Raw genomic sequence first — 15,159 nt, forward strand, 5'->3', positions numbered from 1 at the left:
GGCGCGAGGCGCGGGGCGGGCCGACTCCGCTGCGTCGGCCGGCCGCGTGGGCATGGCCTTGCGGCGGGTGTCGTCACGCGACGAGCGCGACGTGGACGACTCATCCGGGTCCGCGGCGGGCGCCGCGCGGGGAGCAGTGACGGCGCGCATGCTCGACGCGGTGTTCGAGCGCACGGGCGTGCCCGGTGACGAACCGCGTGCACGGCGCGAACCCGTGCGGCTCCGGGCCGGGCCGGTGGGACCGGTGTCGGGGTCCCGACGACCGGACGGTGTGCTCGTTTCGCGCAGCAGGGCTTCGTCCAGCACCACGCGGGGCTGCGGCTCCTCGCGGCGCGGTGCGCGCGGCATGGCGATGCGCGGATGCGTGTCCGCGTCACCCTGGCGCGCGCCCTGCGGGTCTTCCGGTTCGGCGGAGATGTACGGCAGGCCGGAGTCCGGCTCCAGGGCGTCGACATCCACCGAGACCGAATCGGACGACGGCCGCGTGTCCTGCATCGTGGGCCGAGGGGCCGGGCCGGAGAGGCTCGGGTCGTCCAAGGCGTCCGACTCCTCGGAGGCGGTGGACCACGGGGGCTCGGTGGAGAGCGGCCCGCTGGACTGGATGGAAGGCACCTGGATGGTGGGCGCGACGTGCGAGGGCAGCGGGCGGCTGCCGTTCGAAGGCGTCGTCACGCCCGCGCGCGAGGAGGACAGGGACGGCAGGGCCGCGGTGGGGCGCTGGCCTTCCGGGATGCGGGGCTCGGCGCGCGCGGAGTCGAGGGCGCGTGCGGAATCGAGGGGCCGAGGAGGCTCGGAGGCGCGCGGATACTCGAAGGAGCGACCAGGCTCGGAGGCACGCGCGGATTCGAAGGTGCGGCCAGACTCGGAGGCACGCGAAGAATCGAGGGTACGGCCAGACTCGCTGGCCCGTGCAGGCTCACCGGCACGCGCCGTTTCGAAGGTGCGGCCAGACTCGGAGGCGCGCGGAGTTTCGAAGGTGCGGCCAGATTCGGAGGCGCGCGGAGTCTCACCCACACGCGCTGATTCGAAGGCACGGCCAGGCTCGGGAGCACGCGGAGGCTCACCCGCACGCGCGGCTTCGGGAGCACGCGGAGGCTCACCCGCACGCGCAGCTTCGGAGGCACGCGAAGACTCACCGGCACGCGCTGCTTCGGAGGCACGCGAAGAATCACCAGCACGCGCAGCTTCGAAGGCACGCGGAGACTCACCGGCACGCACGGGCTCGTTGGCACGAAGCTCCGCGACGCGCGGAGGCTCGTTGGCGCGAAGCTCGGAGGCACGAGGTTCAGCCGCCGGGAGCCGGCCTGCCTCGGCGCGGGGCTCGGGCCAGGGATAGGGGCTGGGAGGGAGGTCTTCCTCCTCATCCAAGAACGGTCCGTCCGGCGGCGGCGGCGGTTCCATGAACGGCAGGGAGCCGCCCGCCGCGGAATCAAACTGCGCCGCGCCGAAGTCCTCGGACGGCGGCAGCGGCGGAGGCGCCACCGGCCGCGACGCATCCGCAGGCACGACGGGCACAGGCCCCTCCAGCGACAGCCGGCCCGAAGCGCCGGACTCCGCCGGACGGAAGGCCGGAATCGCGCTCATCGGCGGAGGCGCGGGCGGCGCGAACGCGCGCGGCTCCCCCCCGGACGGCGCTGCGCGCGACACCACCGCATCCGAGAAGGGCAGCGAAGCCCCCCGCGCATCCATCCCACCGCGAGCCCCGGAGCCCGTGTCCGGCACCGACCGCGAGCCCACAGCCTCCGGCACCGGCTCCGGGATCGGCGAGCGGGACGCGGCGGGCTCCACGACCGCCGCCTGGAACGTCAGCGACGCGGTACGGGGCGGCGACGAGGGCGCTGCTTGCGGCGGCGCGGGCGGAGCCAGGGACTCGAAGAACGCCGGCGCCCTGGGCGCCTCCTCCACCGAAGGACGATCCGACGGCAGCCGGATGGCCGGGAGGCCCTCCAGGATGGTCGGGCGCTCCATCGCCTCCGCGCGGACCTCCACCGTGGGCGAGGGCTCGGATGACGTGGGGTTGGGCCGCGCGCGGGCGCGGGCCGCCTCCTCCAGCGCCTCCACCGGGAAGGCGGGACGGGTGGAGTCGTCCATCACCACGCCCGGACGCGTCTCACCATCGTCGCGCGCCCCACCCCCGTCCTCGCGGCTGCGGGGCGTGGGGTGGAAGGACAGCGGCTCCACCGGCCCGTCCAGGCGGATGGTCTTCGGCGGCAGCGACGGCATCGTCGGCCGGGGCGGCATCCCCTGGGCCTCGTACGTGCCGCTGGCGCGAGGCTCGCGGGGCACCTCGCGCAGCGTGGCCAGCAGGCGCCGCTCGGACTGGTAGTCCGCGGAGAAGAGGTCGCGCATGAAGCGGCTGACGCTCTCCGGCCCCGCGCTGGTGTCGATCTCCATCAGGCACGCCTGCAGGCGCCCCCGGAACTCCTCCGCCGTCTGGAAGCGCTGGCCCGGCTCCACCGCCAGCGCCTTCGCCACCAGCTGCGACACCGACGGCGGCGTCAGCGGCTCCACCTCATTGAGCGGCGGAATCTTCGGGTTCGCCACCGCGGACATCAGCTCGCCCGGCGGTAGCACGTCGAAGGGGTTCTGCCCGGAGATGAGCTCGTAGAGGCACAGGCCCACCGCGAACAGGTCGCTCCTGCGGTCCACCGGCTGGTGCCGGGCCTGCTCGGGCGACATGTAGAGGAACTTGCCCAGGATGATGCTCGGGTTCGTCTTCGCCGCCGACAGCCGGCTCTTCGCGAGCCCGAAGTCGATGACCTTCACCTCCCCTTCGTAGGAGATGAGGATGTTCTGCGGAGAGATGTCCCGGTGGACGAGCTTCAGCTCCTTCTCGTCCTCGTCCCGCTTGCGGTGCGCGTACGCCAGCGCGTCCAGCACCCGGCCCATGACGTAGAGGACGAACGTGAGCGGCAGCGGCGTCTGGCGGTCGCGCACGCGGGCGGCCACCTTGCGCAGGTCCTTGCCGTCCACGTACTCCAGGGCCATGTAGGCCTCGTCCTCGTGCAGGCCCATGTCCAGCACCTGCGCGATGGAGCCGTGCCCCAGCCGCACCAACGTGCGCGCCTCACCGACGAAGCGCTCCACGAACTCCTGGTCCGCCGCGAGCTGCGGGAGGATCTTCTTGATGACGCACAGCTTCTCGAAGCCCTGCGCGCCCTCCAGGCGGGCGAGGTAGATCTCCCCCATGCCGCCGGTGGCCAGGTGCGACAGCAGCGTGTACCGGCCGAAGGGCTGCGGTCGGAAGGGGCGCAGTCGGGCGGGTTGGTTCGAAGAGCTCATGCGGTGCGGGGGTCCACCACGGGAAGCGCATTGAACCCCGAGCAGGGCTCCGGCTTCAACCCGTCAACCGGCCGCACCGGTCGCTTCACCGGATGCCGGGGTTGGTCAGCATGCCCATGTCCTCTTCAATCACCTCGAAAACCGCCACCTTGTCCTTGGGCGAGCGCACCACCCGCTCCCCCAGGGGCATGACGTCGAAGCGCGCGCCCGTGGCCGCCAGCAGCTTGCCCGTCATCAACACCTGACCGGGCCCGGCCGTGGACGCCAGCCAGCCGGCCACGCCCATGCCCTCTCCCACGGCGGTGTATTCCATGCGGGCGTCGGTGCCGATCATCCCCACCAGCGCCTTGGTGGAGTGCAGCGCGATGCGCAGGTCGCAGCGCTCGTCCTGGGGCCGGCGCGCCATGCCCCGCTCCCAGTCCGCGCGCAGCGCCAGCGCGGCCCGCACGGCGCGCACCGCGTCGTCGCCCTTGGCGAAGGGCACGCCGAACAGCGCGCGCATGGACTCGCCCATGAAGCCCTCCACGGTCGCCTCGAAGCTGAAGACGATGCCGCTCATGCGCGCGTGGAAGTCGTTGAGCAGCTGCGTGGCCCGCGCCGCGCCCAGCCGGGTGACGACGGCGCCGAAGTCCGCCAGCTCCGCGTGCAGCACGGTGAGGTTCTTCTCCTCCAGCCCCGGCAGCTTGCCGCCCACGCGCTGGGCCTCGGCGGCGCGGCGCTCGGCCACCTCCGGCGAGTGGAAGCGCTCCAGGTTGCGGCGCAGCCGGTCCGTGCCCGAACCGTCGCGCACCGCGAAGCGCTGCACGCCGCTGGCCACCATGTGGGCCACCGCGGTGCAGGTGTCCAGCATCAGCTCCAGGCTGGTGTCGCCCTCGCCGGGGACGTTGACGTAGAGCACGCCCGCGAAGGGCGGCTCCGTGCCGATGGGGATGCACAGCACCCGGTCCACGCCGTACATGATGACGCTCTCGCGGCCCGCGAAGCGGCGGTCGTCGCGCACGTCCCCCACCGCGAGCGCGCGGCCCTGGCGCAGGGCCTCGTCCACGATGGCGTCCGACACGGGCACCTCGCCCTTGGCGAGTCGTCCCCGGTGGCGCACGGCGGCGGGCACCAGCGGCCCCGCGGCGTGCTTGAGCAGCACCACCGCCGTCGTCGCGTCCGTGCGCTCCAGGAGCCGGTCCATCGCGGACTCCAGGAACGCCGTCAGCGTGCGCGAGGTGGCGAGCGCCTCCGCCGCGTGCACCAGCAGCACCAGCGTCTCGTAGGAGACGCGCGGGGTGGCGACGGGCGACGAGGGCCCCACCGGCGAGGGCCCGGAGAACGCGTCGTCGAACGGCAGCGGGCCCACGTTGTCCAAGAGGCGCAGGACTTCGGCGTCCTTCACGTTCTTGGCCAGCAGCACCGCCGGGCCCACGTCCGTGCCGTGCCCGAAGCGCACGACGCCGCCCGCGCCCAGGTCCATCATCTCCGTGGCGGCGTTCTCCACCGTGTGCGGCTGGCGCACCGCGAGGGTGTTCTCCCCCAGCGCCACCGTGTCGCCCGCGCTCAGGGGCTTGCTGCCCTGGAGGGGCGCACCGTTCACCCGGCTGCCGTTGCGGCTGCCCAGGTCCTCGATGCGCAGGGCGTCGCCTTCGACATAGAGGCGCGCGTGCCGCCGCGACACCAGGTCACCGCCCAGCACGATATCGTTCTCGTCCGCTCGGCCGAGGCTGGTGACGCCCTCGGGCAGATCGTACGACGTGTCGAAGTAGCCGGGCCCGTTGATGATGATCTGCCACATCGGGTGCCAGACATTACACGACCTCCCAATCTTCCGAGAGTCCGGGACATTTTCCTGTCATGGGCCGGGCGTCCGGCCGCCGGCCTGGAGGCCTCTCGCGTCGCGTCATGCCCCTTTGACCCGGGGTCGGAGTTCACCTCGGGCGGGGAGGCAGCGGGGGCCACCCACGCGCAGGGTGCGTTCCGCGCCCTTGGCGGCCGGAGCCGGTCCACCCCACCCGCCTCCCGGTGCTGACGGAGGCAGGCGGGAGGGACCCGGGCTTCAGGGCGTGCCGCCGTCGGGGAGCTGGCCGTTCACCACCGCGAGTGCATCCAGGTCGAATCCGCCGGAGGTGCCGCCGTAGCTGTTGAGGCCCGTGTCGGTGAGGCGCACGAAGCGCGCGCGGGCAAGGCCCACGGCCGCCAGGTCGAAGCTGTCCCCGCCCGCCACGGCCGGGTCGGTGGGGGACACGCCGTTGCCCGGGCTGGAGTGCACCGGGTGCGTGCCGGCGCAGCCCGGGAAGCCCCCGTCGCTGTCGGTGGCCGCGCAGGCGAAGTCGTACCAGGTGGCGCCGTCGTCGCTGACGGACACGGAGGCCGTCTCCGCGAAGATGTCGCCGCCCACCTTCTGGAACGGGTTCTCGAAGACGAGCAGGTCCACGCCCGGGCCGTCCACCACGAGCAGGTCGGTGAACTCCAGGGTGAGGGTGCCGCCCCGGCCCAGCGACACCACGTCGAGCGAACCCGCGAACTGTCCCGCCCCCACCGGAGGCCCGAGCACGACGTCCGGGAAGCGGTCCTGCCCGAAGCCGGCCTGGTCGCCGAAGGTGGAGGACACCACCCGGTCCGCGAACGGATCCACGGGACGCACGCCGGCATCGGAGGTGCCGGCATCGTTGGAAGTGCCTGCGTCGGCGCCGGCATCGGAGGTGCCGGCATCGGTGTCACTGCCGGCGTCCGGGATGTCGACCGGCGGCGTTGGCAGGTCGTCGGTGTCGCCCGTGCAGGCGCACAGGGCGAGCAGCGCGCTGAGCGCCATCCACGGGCGCATGCCTACGGGCCCTGCCGGATGCGCACGATGCGGCGGCCGTTGCTGTCCTTCACGCCCACCAGCAGGTCCGAGCCCAGCGACGACAGCAGGTCCACGCTGGTGCACGCATCGGCGGCGGTGAGGACCGGCTCGCGGGTGCCCACGCTGACGGGCTGGTCACCGGTGAGGCCCGGCGTGAGGGAGAAGCGGGACACGTCGGTGACGCCGAAGCCGGTGGCGCCGTAGCTGCCGCGCGCGACCGCCACGCCACCGCCGAAGGCCGAGGCGGCGTTGAAGTCAGTGCCTACGGCGACCTGGGGCTCGGCCGTGAGGACCACCGGCGTGCGTGAGGACACCGCCGTCGCCAGCTTCGCGGGCGACACGGCATGGGCCACGTTCACGTAGGTGCCGGTCTCCGAGTAGCCGAACACCGCGATGCCGTTGTCCGCGACGGCGGAGAAGCCGCTGCCGCCCACCTGCGCCGGGAAGCTCACCACCTTCACCGCGCTGTAGGGCTTGGCGGACGTCACCAGCGCGTAGACACCGAAGCCGTCCGCCACCGTGTCCACGCCGCCGCCGTTGATGAAGAACGTGTCGGTGATGCCCACGGCGGTGTAGTTGGACGGCGCGCTGACGTACGTGGCCCCGTTCCGCGCGGACGGGTCGAGCACCGCGACGCTGCCCGGAGCGTTCGCGCCGGACCCGTTCTTCGTGTAGCCCGCGAGCAGCCGCGTGCCGTCGTACGCCAGGAAGTAGGACGGGTAGGTGGTGACGCCGACGGCGCGGTCCGCGGGCGCGAGCACGGTGTCGAGCGCCGCGTCCCCCAGCTTCACGTTGGGCCAGGTGCCCAGCGCGAAGAAGTCGCGGCCCGTGGCCGTCTCGCGCAGCGCGAAGAGCGAGTAGGTGGGGCCGGGCGTGGACACCACCGCGACGACCTCCGTGGACAGCGGCGCGGACTCCTCGACGGTGAAGCCCGACTGGAGCTTGAGCGTGCCCAGCTTCGCGTCGCGAGGCACCGAGGCGCACACGTCCGTGCCACCATCCGTGCCCGCGTCCGTACCCGTGCCCGCGTCCGTACCCGTGCCCGCATCGGTGCCCGTGCCCGCGTCGGTGCCCGTGCCCGCGTCGGTGCCCGCGTCGTCACCGGCGGGGGTGAGGGAGACCTGGACGCACTTCTCCTCCTCGCAGGCCCACAGCTGGCCCTCGGGGGGCGTGCCCTTGTCACGGCAGTCGAAGGCATCCACGCACTCCGAGCCGCAGCCCGTCCCGCCCAGCACCACCGCCAGCAGCGCGCCCATCAGCGCCGCGCGCTGGCCCTTCGTGCCCATCCGCTTCATGTCGGTCCGCATCGCGTCCTCGTTCCTTGCCTCCGCCCGGGGGCGGAAGGGTTCCTGAGGGGAGGCGGCACGGGCGCGAGGCACCTGCCGCTGGAGCGCGCATGCGCCCTGGCAGGTGTCTACGCCGTCAGCTCCCCGCGGAGGTTCCGGTCTGTCTCTCCGGGTCCTCCGTGAAGAGGGCCCCGGGTCGTCGCCAGTCTTCGGACTCGCGGGAGCGGGGCTTCGAAGGCGCCGCTCCTGCTCACCGCTGCGGGGCAGTCCCGGAGTCACACCGGGTTCCCTGGAAGCCTTCACACCCCATGGCGGGAAGGCATCGATGACGGGGCGGGACTATGGCGACCCCGGGGCAAAGTCAATGCGGCGTGGGCTCGGTGTGGCGGGTGCGCATCAGCACGTAGCGCTTCGTGCTTCCGTCCACGACGACGGTGGACACGACCTGCCAGCCCTCCGCGCCCAGGCGCTGCAACTCCCGGAGGTCCTCGTCCGGCCCTTCGCGCTTCACGAAGCTGTACTCGTAGGACGGCGGCAGCGGGGACGCGGGCGGAGGCGGCGTGGGCGGCGTGTGCGCTGCGGGTGGCGGCGGCGGCGGCGTGCGGGCACGGGCCGTCTGGGCCCCGGCGACCGCGGGGAGGAAGGACGCGGCGGTCGCGCCGAGCAGGACGCCCGTCAGCACGAGGAGTGAGGCGAGACGACGGTTCATGGATGCGCACTCCGGGGGAGGAACAGCCGGCATCTAATCCGGTGTCCCCCACCCCGGAAGCCTCGTGGGCCCCGAGGAGGCCCCCGTGGGCCACGAGGCGCCCGGGACCGTCCGCTGGAGGACGGCCCGGGCACGGCGAGCGGGCGCGCTACGGCAGCTGCACGCCGTTCACCACGGCCACGGCATCCAGGTCGAAGCCGCCGCTGGTGCCGGCGTAGCCGTTGGCGCCGGAGTCCCGGATGCGCACGAAGCGCGCGCGGGTGAGGCCCACGGCGGCCAGGTCGAAGCCGTCCCCACCCGCCACGGCCGGGTCGGTAGGGGAGATGCCATTGCTGGTGTTCGAGTAGACGGGCGTCACGCCCGCGCAGCCCGGGAAGTTGCCCGCCACGTTTCCGGAGGCGCAGGGGAACTCGTACCAGGTGACGCCGTCGTCGCTGACGGCCACCACGCCGGTCTCCGCGAACGGCAGGCCATCAGGCTTGATGAACGCGTTCTCGAAGACGAGCAGATCCACGCCCGGCCCGTTCGTCACCGCGATGTCGGTGAACTCCAGGACGATGACGCCGTTGCGTCCCAGCGACAGCACGTGCAGCGAACCCGACCCGGCGCCCGCCCCCTGCGGAGCGCCCAGGACGATGTTCGGCAACTGGCTCTGCCCGAACCCGGCGGCGGTGCCGGGCGTGAAGGAGACGATGCGGTCGGCGAACGGCGTGCCCACGAGCAACTGCTCCTGCTCGGCCTCCAGTGGTGCTTCACCTCCGCAGGCGACGGTCAGCAGCGCGGCGAATCCCAGGGCGAACGACTTCGGAAGAAGGGTCTTCATGAGAGGTCTCCGGAGTGAGGTGGGGTTCATCACTGCACCTGCTGGACGCGGACCAGCCGCGTGCCGTTCTTGTCATCCACGCCAACGAGCAGGTCCGTGCCGAGCGAGGTGATCAGCTTCACGCTCGTGCACTGATCCACATAGGTGAGGACCGGCTGACGCTCGCTGACGGTGACGCCCTCCCCCCCGTCCGTCACGGTGAAGGCGAAGCGCGACACGTCGGTCCCGACGAAGTCATAGGTGGGGGGAAGGAAGTCGCCACGCAGCACCGCCACGCCCGGGCCCTGGCCGGCGGCGGCGACGAAGTTGGAGCCGACGTCGAGCAGGGGGGCGTCCGCCACGACGAACGGCGTACCCGACCGGAGCGCCTGGGAGACCTTCGCCGGGGCCACCGCGTGGCCCCGGTTGGCGAAGGTGGTTTTGGAGTAGTAGCCGAGCATCGCGACGCCGTTGGTGGACACGGCGGTGAAGCCGCTGCCGCCGGTCTCGGGGGGAAGCGTGCCGACCTTCAGGGCCGTGAACGGAGCGGTGTCCGTCTTCAGCGCGTAGATGGCCAGGCCGGCCGACACCGTATCGAGCCCACCGCCATTGACCAGCAGCGCTCCCGGCACGATGCCCGCGGAGAAGTTGCTCGGCGCGGAGACGTAGGTGGAGGCGGCCGGGGTGGCGCTGTCGTAGAGGGACACCGAGCCCGGGAAGCCGTCACCGGACTTCGTGTAGCCGGTGAAGACGTGCTGGCCATCCGTCTCCACGAAGGGGCTGAGGAAGAGCATGGCGGAGGGCCCGCGGTCGTCGGGAGCGGCGACATCGAAGAGCGGCGTCGCGCCTAGCGACACCTGCGGCCACGTGCCCAGCGAGTGCAGCGCATGCGGGCCGACGTCGCTCTGCGACACCACCGTGTAGAGCGACCAGGTCGGGCCCGGGGTCACGCCCACCGGACCCACGGTGTCCGGCAGCGCGGCCGACTCACCGGCCACGAAGCCTGCCCCCAGTTGGAGCGTGCCCAGCTTCGGGTCGTACGTGGCGATGGAGCACGGATCAATGCCCGCGTCGGTACCGGCATCCGTGCCCGAGCCCGCGTCGGGTTGCGTACCGGCATCCGGCTGGGTGCCTGCATCGGTGCCCGTGCCCGCGTCGCTGCCCGTGCCGGCATCCGTCTGGGGCCCCGCGTCGGTGCCAGCGTCCACCTGCGTGCCCGCGTCCGTGCCCGCATCCACCGTCGTGCCCGCATCGGCCTCCGGGATGGACGTCAGCTCACAGCGCTGCTCGACGCAGGCGTAGCGCTGTCCCGCGGGAGGTGTGCCCTTCTCACGGCAGTCGAAGTCATCGACGCACTCTTCTCCGCACCCCACGCCGGTCAACGCCACCGCGAAGGTGGTCAGCACCCACGCGAGCCTCCGACCCGAACTCATCCGCTCTGTCTTCATCCGCGACTGCTCCCTTGCATCGCCCCCACGGGCGAGGTGAATCCAAGGGAGGGCGGACGGAGGGCGGACCGCGAACGAAGGACGCGTCAGGACACGACACGCCGCGCGAGCGGAAGACCTCCGTCACCTCCCCTCGGAGGCTCCGGTCTGTCCATGCCCGGAGGCATGGGTCGTGGCAGGTCTTCGGACTCGCGGGCACGGGAGACCCTCATCGGCTCCCCCTCCTACTGACCGTCGCTTCCCAACCCACGGAGGGCCAGTGCTTGCGGGGACGGCGTTCGTTCCTGCTTACCGCTGCGGGGCAGTCCCGGATTCACACCGGGTTCCCTTTAAACTCCCCACCTGCGTGATGAGGAGTACCAACGACGCGCGGTGACGTACGGCTTCAGGCAAGGCTTGTCAATGCGCGTGCGGGCAATGCCTCACGGCACCGCGACGATGTCGATGGCATTCGACACCGTGCGGCGGGGATCCACCGGACACGCATCCAGCGCGGGGCCCTTCGCGTCCGGCGTCGAGTTCCCCCGCCGCTCCACGAACTGGCCATCCCGCACCTCCACCACGAACACGCGGCCCGCGTTCACGTCCGTGACGTACACGGCATTGCCCACCACCGCGAGCCGTCCGCCCACCGCGAGGTTGCAGCCCTGTTCGGGACCACCAGTGCAGCCCGGCGACAGCGCATACGAGGCCACGGGCCGGTCGTCCTTCACCAGCACCAGCCCCGTGGCGCGCACGGCCTTCGCGCGGTAGCCGCTCGCGGTGTCGAATTGCGCCTCGCCCAGACAGCTCACCACCAGGTGGTCACCCACCGCCTGCACGTCGCCCGCGTTGAGACAGTCGGAAGCCCCCAGGTTGATGGGGTGCACACCGCCATCCGCGGGGTCGATGCGCGCGAGCATCCCCGGGCCATTGGGCAGGTAGTCATTCGCGGGGTTCAGGTTGGTGAGCGCGACATAGACACCCGCGTCCACCGACACCGCCGCGTACGGAAGCGCCATCGTCGTCCCACCGTCGAAGGACTGGAGGTCCAGGCCGGTGAGCGGGATGGAGTCCACGAGCCGGGGGTGTTCGGGGTCGCTCACGTTGACGCGCGCCACCGCGTTGCCCTGCTGGAAGTCGGAGCCGGCGGTGCCGAACAGCGGGATGTAGAACGTGTCGCCGCGCTTCGCGATGACCTGCGGGCTGGTGTTCGCGCCCAGGTTCACCTGCCCCACCGTGCGCAATCCCAGTCCCTGGCCCTGCGCGGGCCCTTCCCGTTTGAGCACCTGGAGCGTGTTGTTGGTGGAATCAAGGACATACACATACGGAGGGTCCACGAGGATGTCATTGGGAGACGCGGCCACCGCGCCCAGCGAGTCCTCCTCCACCACCGTCCCCAGCCCCCCGGCGAACGCCTGGGACAACACCGAGCGCGCCGCGTCCGCCGCCAGCACCACCCCATCCCACGCCGTCAGCGCCTGCACGGCCGAGCCGAGCTGCCGCCGGGGCCCCATCCGGTCCGTCCCCGCCTGGATGCCGACGAGCTGCCCGTTGGTGAAGCAGGCCGTCACCACGTCATACATGCACCGGCCTGCATGGCAGGACTGCACGTCCGGACACACCGCGCCGCACGCGCCGCAGTTCAGCGGATCATCCGCGAGGACGACGCAGCCGCCACCACACCGCTCGGAGCCCGGGGAGCAGGCCTCGGTGCAGCTGCCGGCGTTGCAAACCTTGTCGGAGGGGCACGCGTTGCCACAGGCCCCGCAGTTCCGCGAGTCCGACGCGAGCTGGACGCATGCCTCGCCGCAGACGGCCGCGCCGGAGGGGCACTCGCATGCGCCCGCCTGACACACCTCTCCCGCCGAGCACGTCACGCCACACGCGCCGCAGTTCGAGGGGTCGCCCTGGAGGTCCGCGCATTCGGAGCCGCAGACGTCGAGGCCGGACGTGCACACGACCTTCTCCTCGGGACAGCCGGTGAGGACCGAAGCGAGCAGGACCGACAGCAGCAACGCTAGCCACGGCGACCGCGCATCAGGGAGGGGACGCGACATGGGAGTCCTCGGGAGAAGTCGGTCGGGAGGGTTCGAGCGCCACGGCGAACGTCACGTAGGCGGCGCGACCGGGCAGCGGCATGCCGGTGTAGTCGGCGGTCCGCGCGTCGAGCAGGTTCTTGACGTCGAACGACACGGTGAGGTCCGGCCGGTGCAGGAACGTGCTGGACGCGCCCACGCTCACCCAGGTGCGCGAAGGGAGCGACAGGCGCTCTTCCCCCACGCGGTTGATGAGCTGCGCGGATTGGACGAGCACCTCGGTGCGGGCGTTGAGCCAGTCGGGCCCTGCGCGCACGCGGCCCACCCACTTGTGGCGCGGGCGATAGGGCAGCTCCTTGCCGAAGTAGCGCGGATCGCCGTAGCGGTTCTGCGTGCGCGTCCACGCGTAGCTGGTGGTGGCGGTGAGCCACGGACGCAGCCGGGCTTCGACCTCCACCTCCGCGCCCCACACGCGCGCGGCGGCGAAGTTGTAGGGCTTCGCGAGCTGCGGCGGATACATCTCGTAGGCGATGAGGTTCTCGTACACCGCCGCGAAGCCGCCCGCGGTGACGCTCCACGCTTCATCGCGCCACAGGGCCGCGGCATCGACGGACAGGGCCCGCTCGGGCTTGAGCTCCGGGTTGGGCAGCAGCAGTCCCTGTCGGATGTAGAGCTCCAGGAACGACGGCGCACGGTGGGACTGGCCCGCGTTGGCGCGCACGGCGAAGCCGTGGCCCAGGTCCGCGCTCGCGCCCAGCTTGGGCGACAGCAGGGAGTAGTGCCCCACGCGCTCCACGCGCAGCGACGGCACCAGCTTCACGCGTTCGGAGAACAGGGACAGCTCATCCATGGCCATGACGCTGGCGCGCCACCACGACGCGGACTGCGCCCCCGTCGCCTGCGTGACGGCCTCCGACGATGTGGCGAGCGTGACGGCGAGCGCGTTGCGACTTCCCACCACCGCGCGGCCTTCCACCTCCAGGCCACCCACGGTGTAGCGCTGCGCACCGGCCGCGAGCCCCGCCGCGCCGCCGGTGACGTCCAACCAGTCGCGCCGGAAGAAGCCGCGAGCACTGCCCTCGCCCGTGTCGCCGAAGGGCCGGCCCCAGCGTCCGCCGAGCGACAAGCGTGTCTGGTCCTGACGGCGGGACACCTGCGGGTTCTGCACCGTGCCCGCGAGCGCGCGGTCCTCCAGCGACCACTCCGCCAGCAGGTCCACGCGCCCGCCGCTGGACAGGCCGTGCTGGTACTTCAGCAGCGCACCGCCGCCCTTCGCATCGTTGCGGGTGCGCACCTCCTGCGTGAGCGGGTTGTCGTCCAGCGCGGGCAATTCGTCGACGCGGTAGCTGAAGTCCCCCTGCGAGCGGCCCCCGTGCAGCAGCACCAGCGCCTGTCCGTCGAGCAGCGCGCCCGAAGCGGCGACGTGGCCCAGCACCGTGTCGAAGCTGCCGTAGGTGACCTCACCGCTGGAGATGAGGCGCGAGGAGAGGGCCCGCGTGACGATGTTGACCGCGCCGCCCAGACCGCCCGCGCCGTAGCGGGCTCCCGCCGCGCCGCGGAGGATCTCCAGCCGGTCCACCAGCGCGACGGGCACGAGCGACAGGTCCGCGATGCCGCCCGCGCCGTTGAGCGGAATCCCGTCCAGGAACACGAGCACGCCGTTGGCGGACGCACCGCGCACGACGAGGCTCTTGCTCTGGCCATAGCCGCCGGAGTCCTGCACGACGAGGCTCGCGGATCCGCCGAGCAGCTCCGAGGTGTCGCGCGCCTCGCCCGCGCGTTCACGGGCATCGATGACGGTGATGGCGCCCGTGGGGTCACGGCGGCGCACGGAATCCGGAGGCGCGTCGGGAATGGCCTTCCCGATGACGTCCACGGTGGGGAGCACGAACTCGGGGAGGTCCGCGTCAGCGTCGGAAGGAGGGGCGGCGGCGGGCGGCGCATCGGACGCGGCGGGTTCCTGCCCGGCGTGAGCGAGTCCCTGGAAGCTGAGCACCAGGCCCAACCCGGCCCGGGCGAGAAGCGAGCGCCACATGCTCCGCCTTCCGCTCTCTCCGTCGAAGAGCAAAGGCCTCGCGACGTGTCCCAGAAGGACACGGCCGCACCCCTGGGCAGGTCTCCTGGCTGACGGACTCCAGACGTGGGCGCACGCTGCGCCCTTCTGGAAGGAACCCTCCACCTTCCCCGTGCGTCCGGTGACGCGAGAGTGGTGACTGCCGAGGTTTCCTGCCCTGGACCTCAGGGCGACCCGTACACAGTGGCGGGACCGCGCCGGACTCGCACCGGCTTCCCTCTTGAAAGCCCGACATGGGCACCCAAGGGCCCGGCCGTTCTAGGAGGTCACCCCTGGCACGTCAAGGCGCGGCCCGTGCGCGTCCAACCCGCCAAGTCTCTTACCCGCCAAGAGCCCCGCTGGAGCATCCGCGCCCATCCTCCCGCGTGGACGCCGCGTGCGGGTCCACACGGTGCGGAGCAAGCACCTCCGAGGAGACAGCTCCTGGCACGCGGACTGCTCAAGCCCCGGTGCGACCTCAGGCGGTCGAGCCAGCGAGGTGCCCGGGCCGTGGTGGCGCGGGCGTGAAGGGGAAGGGTTGAAGAAGATGCTGATGGCGGGGAAGCGGTTGGCGGTGTTCTCCATCCGCGAGGGCAAGGGCGGGAGCATCTGGGTGCGCGCCGGCAGCGCGTTCGTGAACAAGGACGGTTCGCTCAACGTGCTGTTGGACGTGCTGCCCCTGGACGGGAAGCTGCACGTGCGCGAGGCGGCGGAGAAGCGCGACACGGCGG

At 72.1% G+C, this 15,159-nt stretch carries 10 protein-coding genes and 3 riboswitches; of the genes, 1 reads left to right on the forward strand and 9 read right to left on the reverse strand.

The genetic code is table 11. The features are described from left to right. The 9 genes from D7V97_RS45430 to D7V97_RS26775 all read right to left on the reverse strand — a co-directional run. A partial coding sequence (locus D7V97_RS45430) for a serine/threonine-protein kinase (RefSeq protein WP_199728946.1) occupies positions 1–3,282 on the reverse strand: 3,282 nt, incomplete at its 3' end. Between the two features lie 85 nt (positions 3,283–3,367). Then, complete coding sequence (locus D7V97_RS26740) at positions 3,368–5,062, reverse strand: FHA domain-containing protein (protein ID WP_120613470.1); 1,695 nt, start codon at positions 5,060–5,062, stop codon at positions 3,368–3,370. A gap of 261 nt (positions 5,063–5,323) precedes the next feature. Beyond that, positions 5,324–6,091 (reverse strand): cell surface protein, encoded by a 768-nt coding sequence (locus tag D7V97_RS26745; protein WP_120613471.1) that lies wholly within the window; start codon positions 6,089–6,091, stop codon positions 5,324–5,326. Between the two features lie 2 nt (positions 6,092–6,093). Continuing rightward, complete coding sequence (locus tag D7V97_RS26750; RefSeq protein WP_120613472.1) at positions 6,094–7,419, reverse strand: hypothetical protein; 1,326 nt, start codon at positions 7,417–7,419, stop codon at positions 6,094–6,096. A gap of 184 nt (positions 7,420–7,603) precedes the next feature. Next, a riboswitch (cobalamin riboswitch) is annotated at positions 7,604–7,687 on the reverse strand. A 72-nt stretch (positions 7,688–7,759) separates the two neighbouring features. Continuing rightward, complete coding sequence (locus D7V97_RS26755; protein ID WP_120613473.1) at positions 7,760–8,107, reverse strand: hypothetical protein; 348 nt, start codon at positions 8,105–8,107, stop codon at positions 7,760–7,762. 148 nt (positions 8,108–8,255) lie between these two features. Then, positions 8,256–8,930, reverse strand: coding sequence for a cell surface protein (locus D7V97_RS26760; RefSeq protein ID WP_233583237.1), 675 nt, complete (start codon positions 8,928–8,930; stop codon positions 8,256–8,258). 29 nt (positions 8,931–8,959) lie between these two features. After that, complete coding sequence (locus D7V97_RS26765; protein WP_233583239.1) at positions 8,960–10,342, reverse strand: hypothetical protein; 1,383 nt, start codon at positions 10,340–10,342, stop codon at positions 8,960–8,962. A gap of 171 nt (positions 10,343–10,513) precedes the next feature. Beyond that, positions 10,514–10,736, reverse strand: a riboswitch (cobalamin riboswitch). A 43-nt stretch (positions 10,737–10,779) separates the two neighbouring features. Then, a complete protein-coding gene (locus D7V97_RS26770; RefSeq protein WP_120613476.1) occupies positions 10,780–12,396 on the reverse strand; it encodes an MXAN_6577-like cysteine-rich protein in 1,617 nt (538 codons plus the stop codon). Next, positions 12,377–14,410 carry a TonB-dependent siderophore receptor gene (locus D7V97_RS26775; protein WP_120613477.1) on the reverse strand — a complete coding sequence of 678 codons (2,034 nt, stop codon included), beginning with the start codon at positions 14,408–14,410 and terminating at the stop codon, positions 12,377–12,379. The genes D7V97_RS26770 and D7V97_RS26775 overlap by 20 nt, the downstream gene beginning before the upstream one ends. Before the next feature lie 57 nt (positions 14,411–14,467). After that, a riboswitch (cobalamin riboswitch) is annotated at positions 14,468–14,709 on the reverse strand. 266 nt (positions 14,710–14,975) lie between these two features. Between D7V97_RS26775 and D7V97_RS26780 the strand changes: the two genes are divergently transcribed. Next, a partial coding sequence (locus tag D7V97_RS26780) for a hypothetical protein (RefSeq protein ID WP_120613478.1) occupies positions 14,976–15,159 on the forward strand: 184 nt, incomplete at its 3' end.

Source organism: Corallococcus sp. CA053C, assembly GCF_003611675.1.
In the GTDB taxonomy this organism is placed as follows: Bacteria; Myxococcota; Myxococcia; order Myxococcales; family Myxococcaceae; genus Corallococcus.

What these genes read in the sequence shown, in the direction of transcription:
- D7V97_RS26740 (WP_120613470.1), bottom strand. Translation starts at nt 5,062, where the DNA reads ATGTGGCAGATCATCATCAACGGGCCCGGCTACTTCGACACGTCGTAC.
- D7V97_RS26745 (WP_120613471.1), bottom strand. Translation starts at nt 6,091, where the DNA reads ATGCGCCCGTGGATGGCGCTCAGCGCGCTGCTCGCCCTGTGCGCCTGC.
- D7V97_RS26750 (WP_120613472.1), bottom strand. Translation starts at nt 7,419, where the DNA reads ATGCGGACCGACATGAAGCGGATGGGCACGAAGGGCCAGCGCGCGGCG.
- D7V97_RS26755 (WP_120613473.1), bottom strand. Translation starts at nt 8,107, where the DNA reads ATGAACCGTCGTCTCGCCTCACTCCTCGTGCTGACGGGCGTCCTGCTC.
- D7V97_RS26760 (WP_233583237.1), bottom strand. Translation starts at nt 8,930, where the DNA reads ATGAAGACCCTTCTTCCGAAGTCGTTCGCCCTGGGATTCGCCGCGCTG.
- D7V97_RS26765 (WP_233583239.1), bottom strand. Translation starts at nt 10,342, where the DNA reads ATGAGTTCGGGTCGGAGGCTCGCGTGGGTGCTGACCACCTTCGCGGTG.
- D7V97_RS26770 (WP_120613476.1), bottom strand. Translation starts at nt 12,396, where the DNA reads ATGTCGCGTCCCCTCCCTGATGCGCGGTCGCCGTGGCTAGCGTTGCTG.
- D7V97_RS26775 (WP_120613477.1), bottom strand. Translation starts at nt 14,410, where the DNA reads ATGTGGCGCTCGCTTCTCGCCCGGGCCGGGTTGGGCCTGGTGCTCAGC.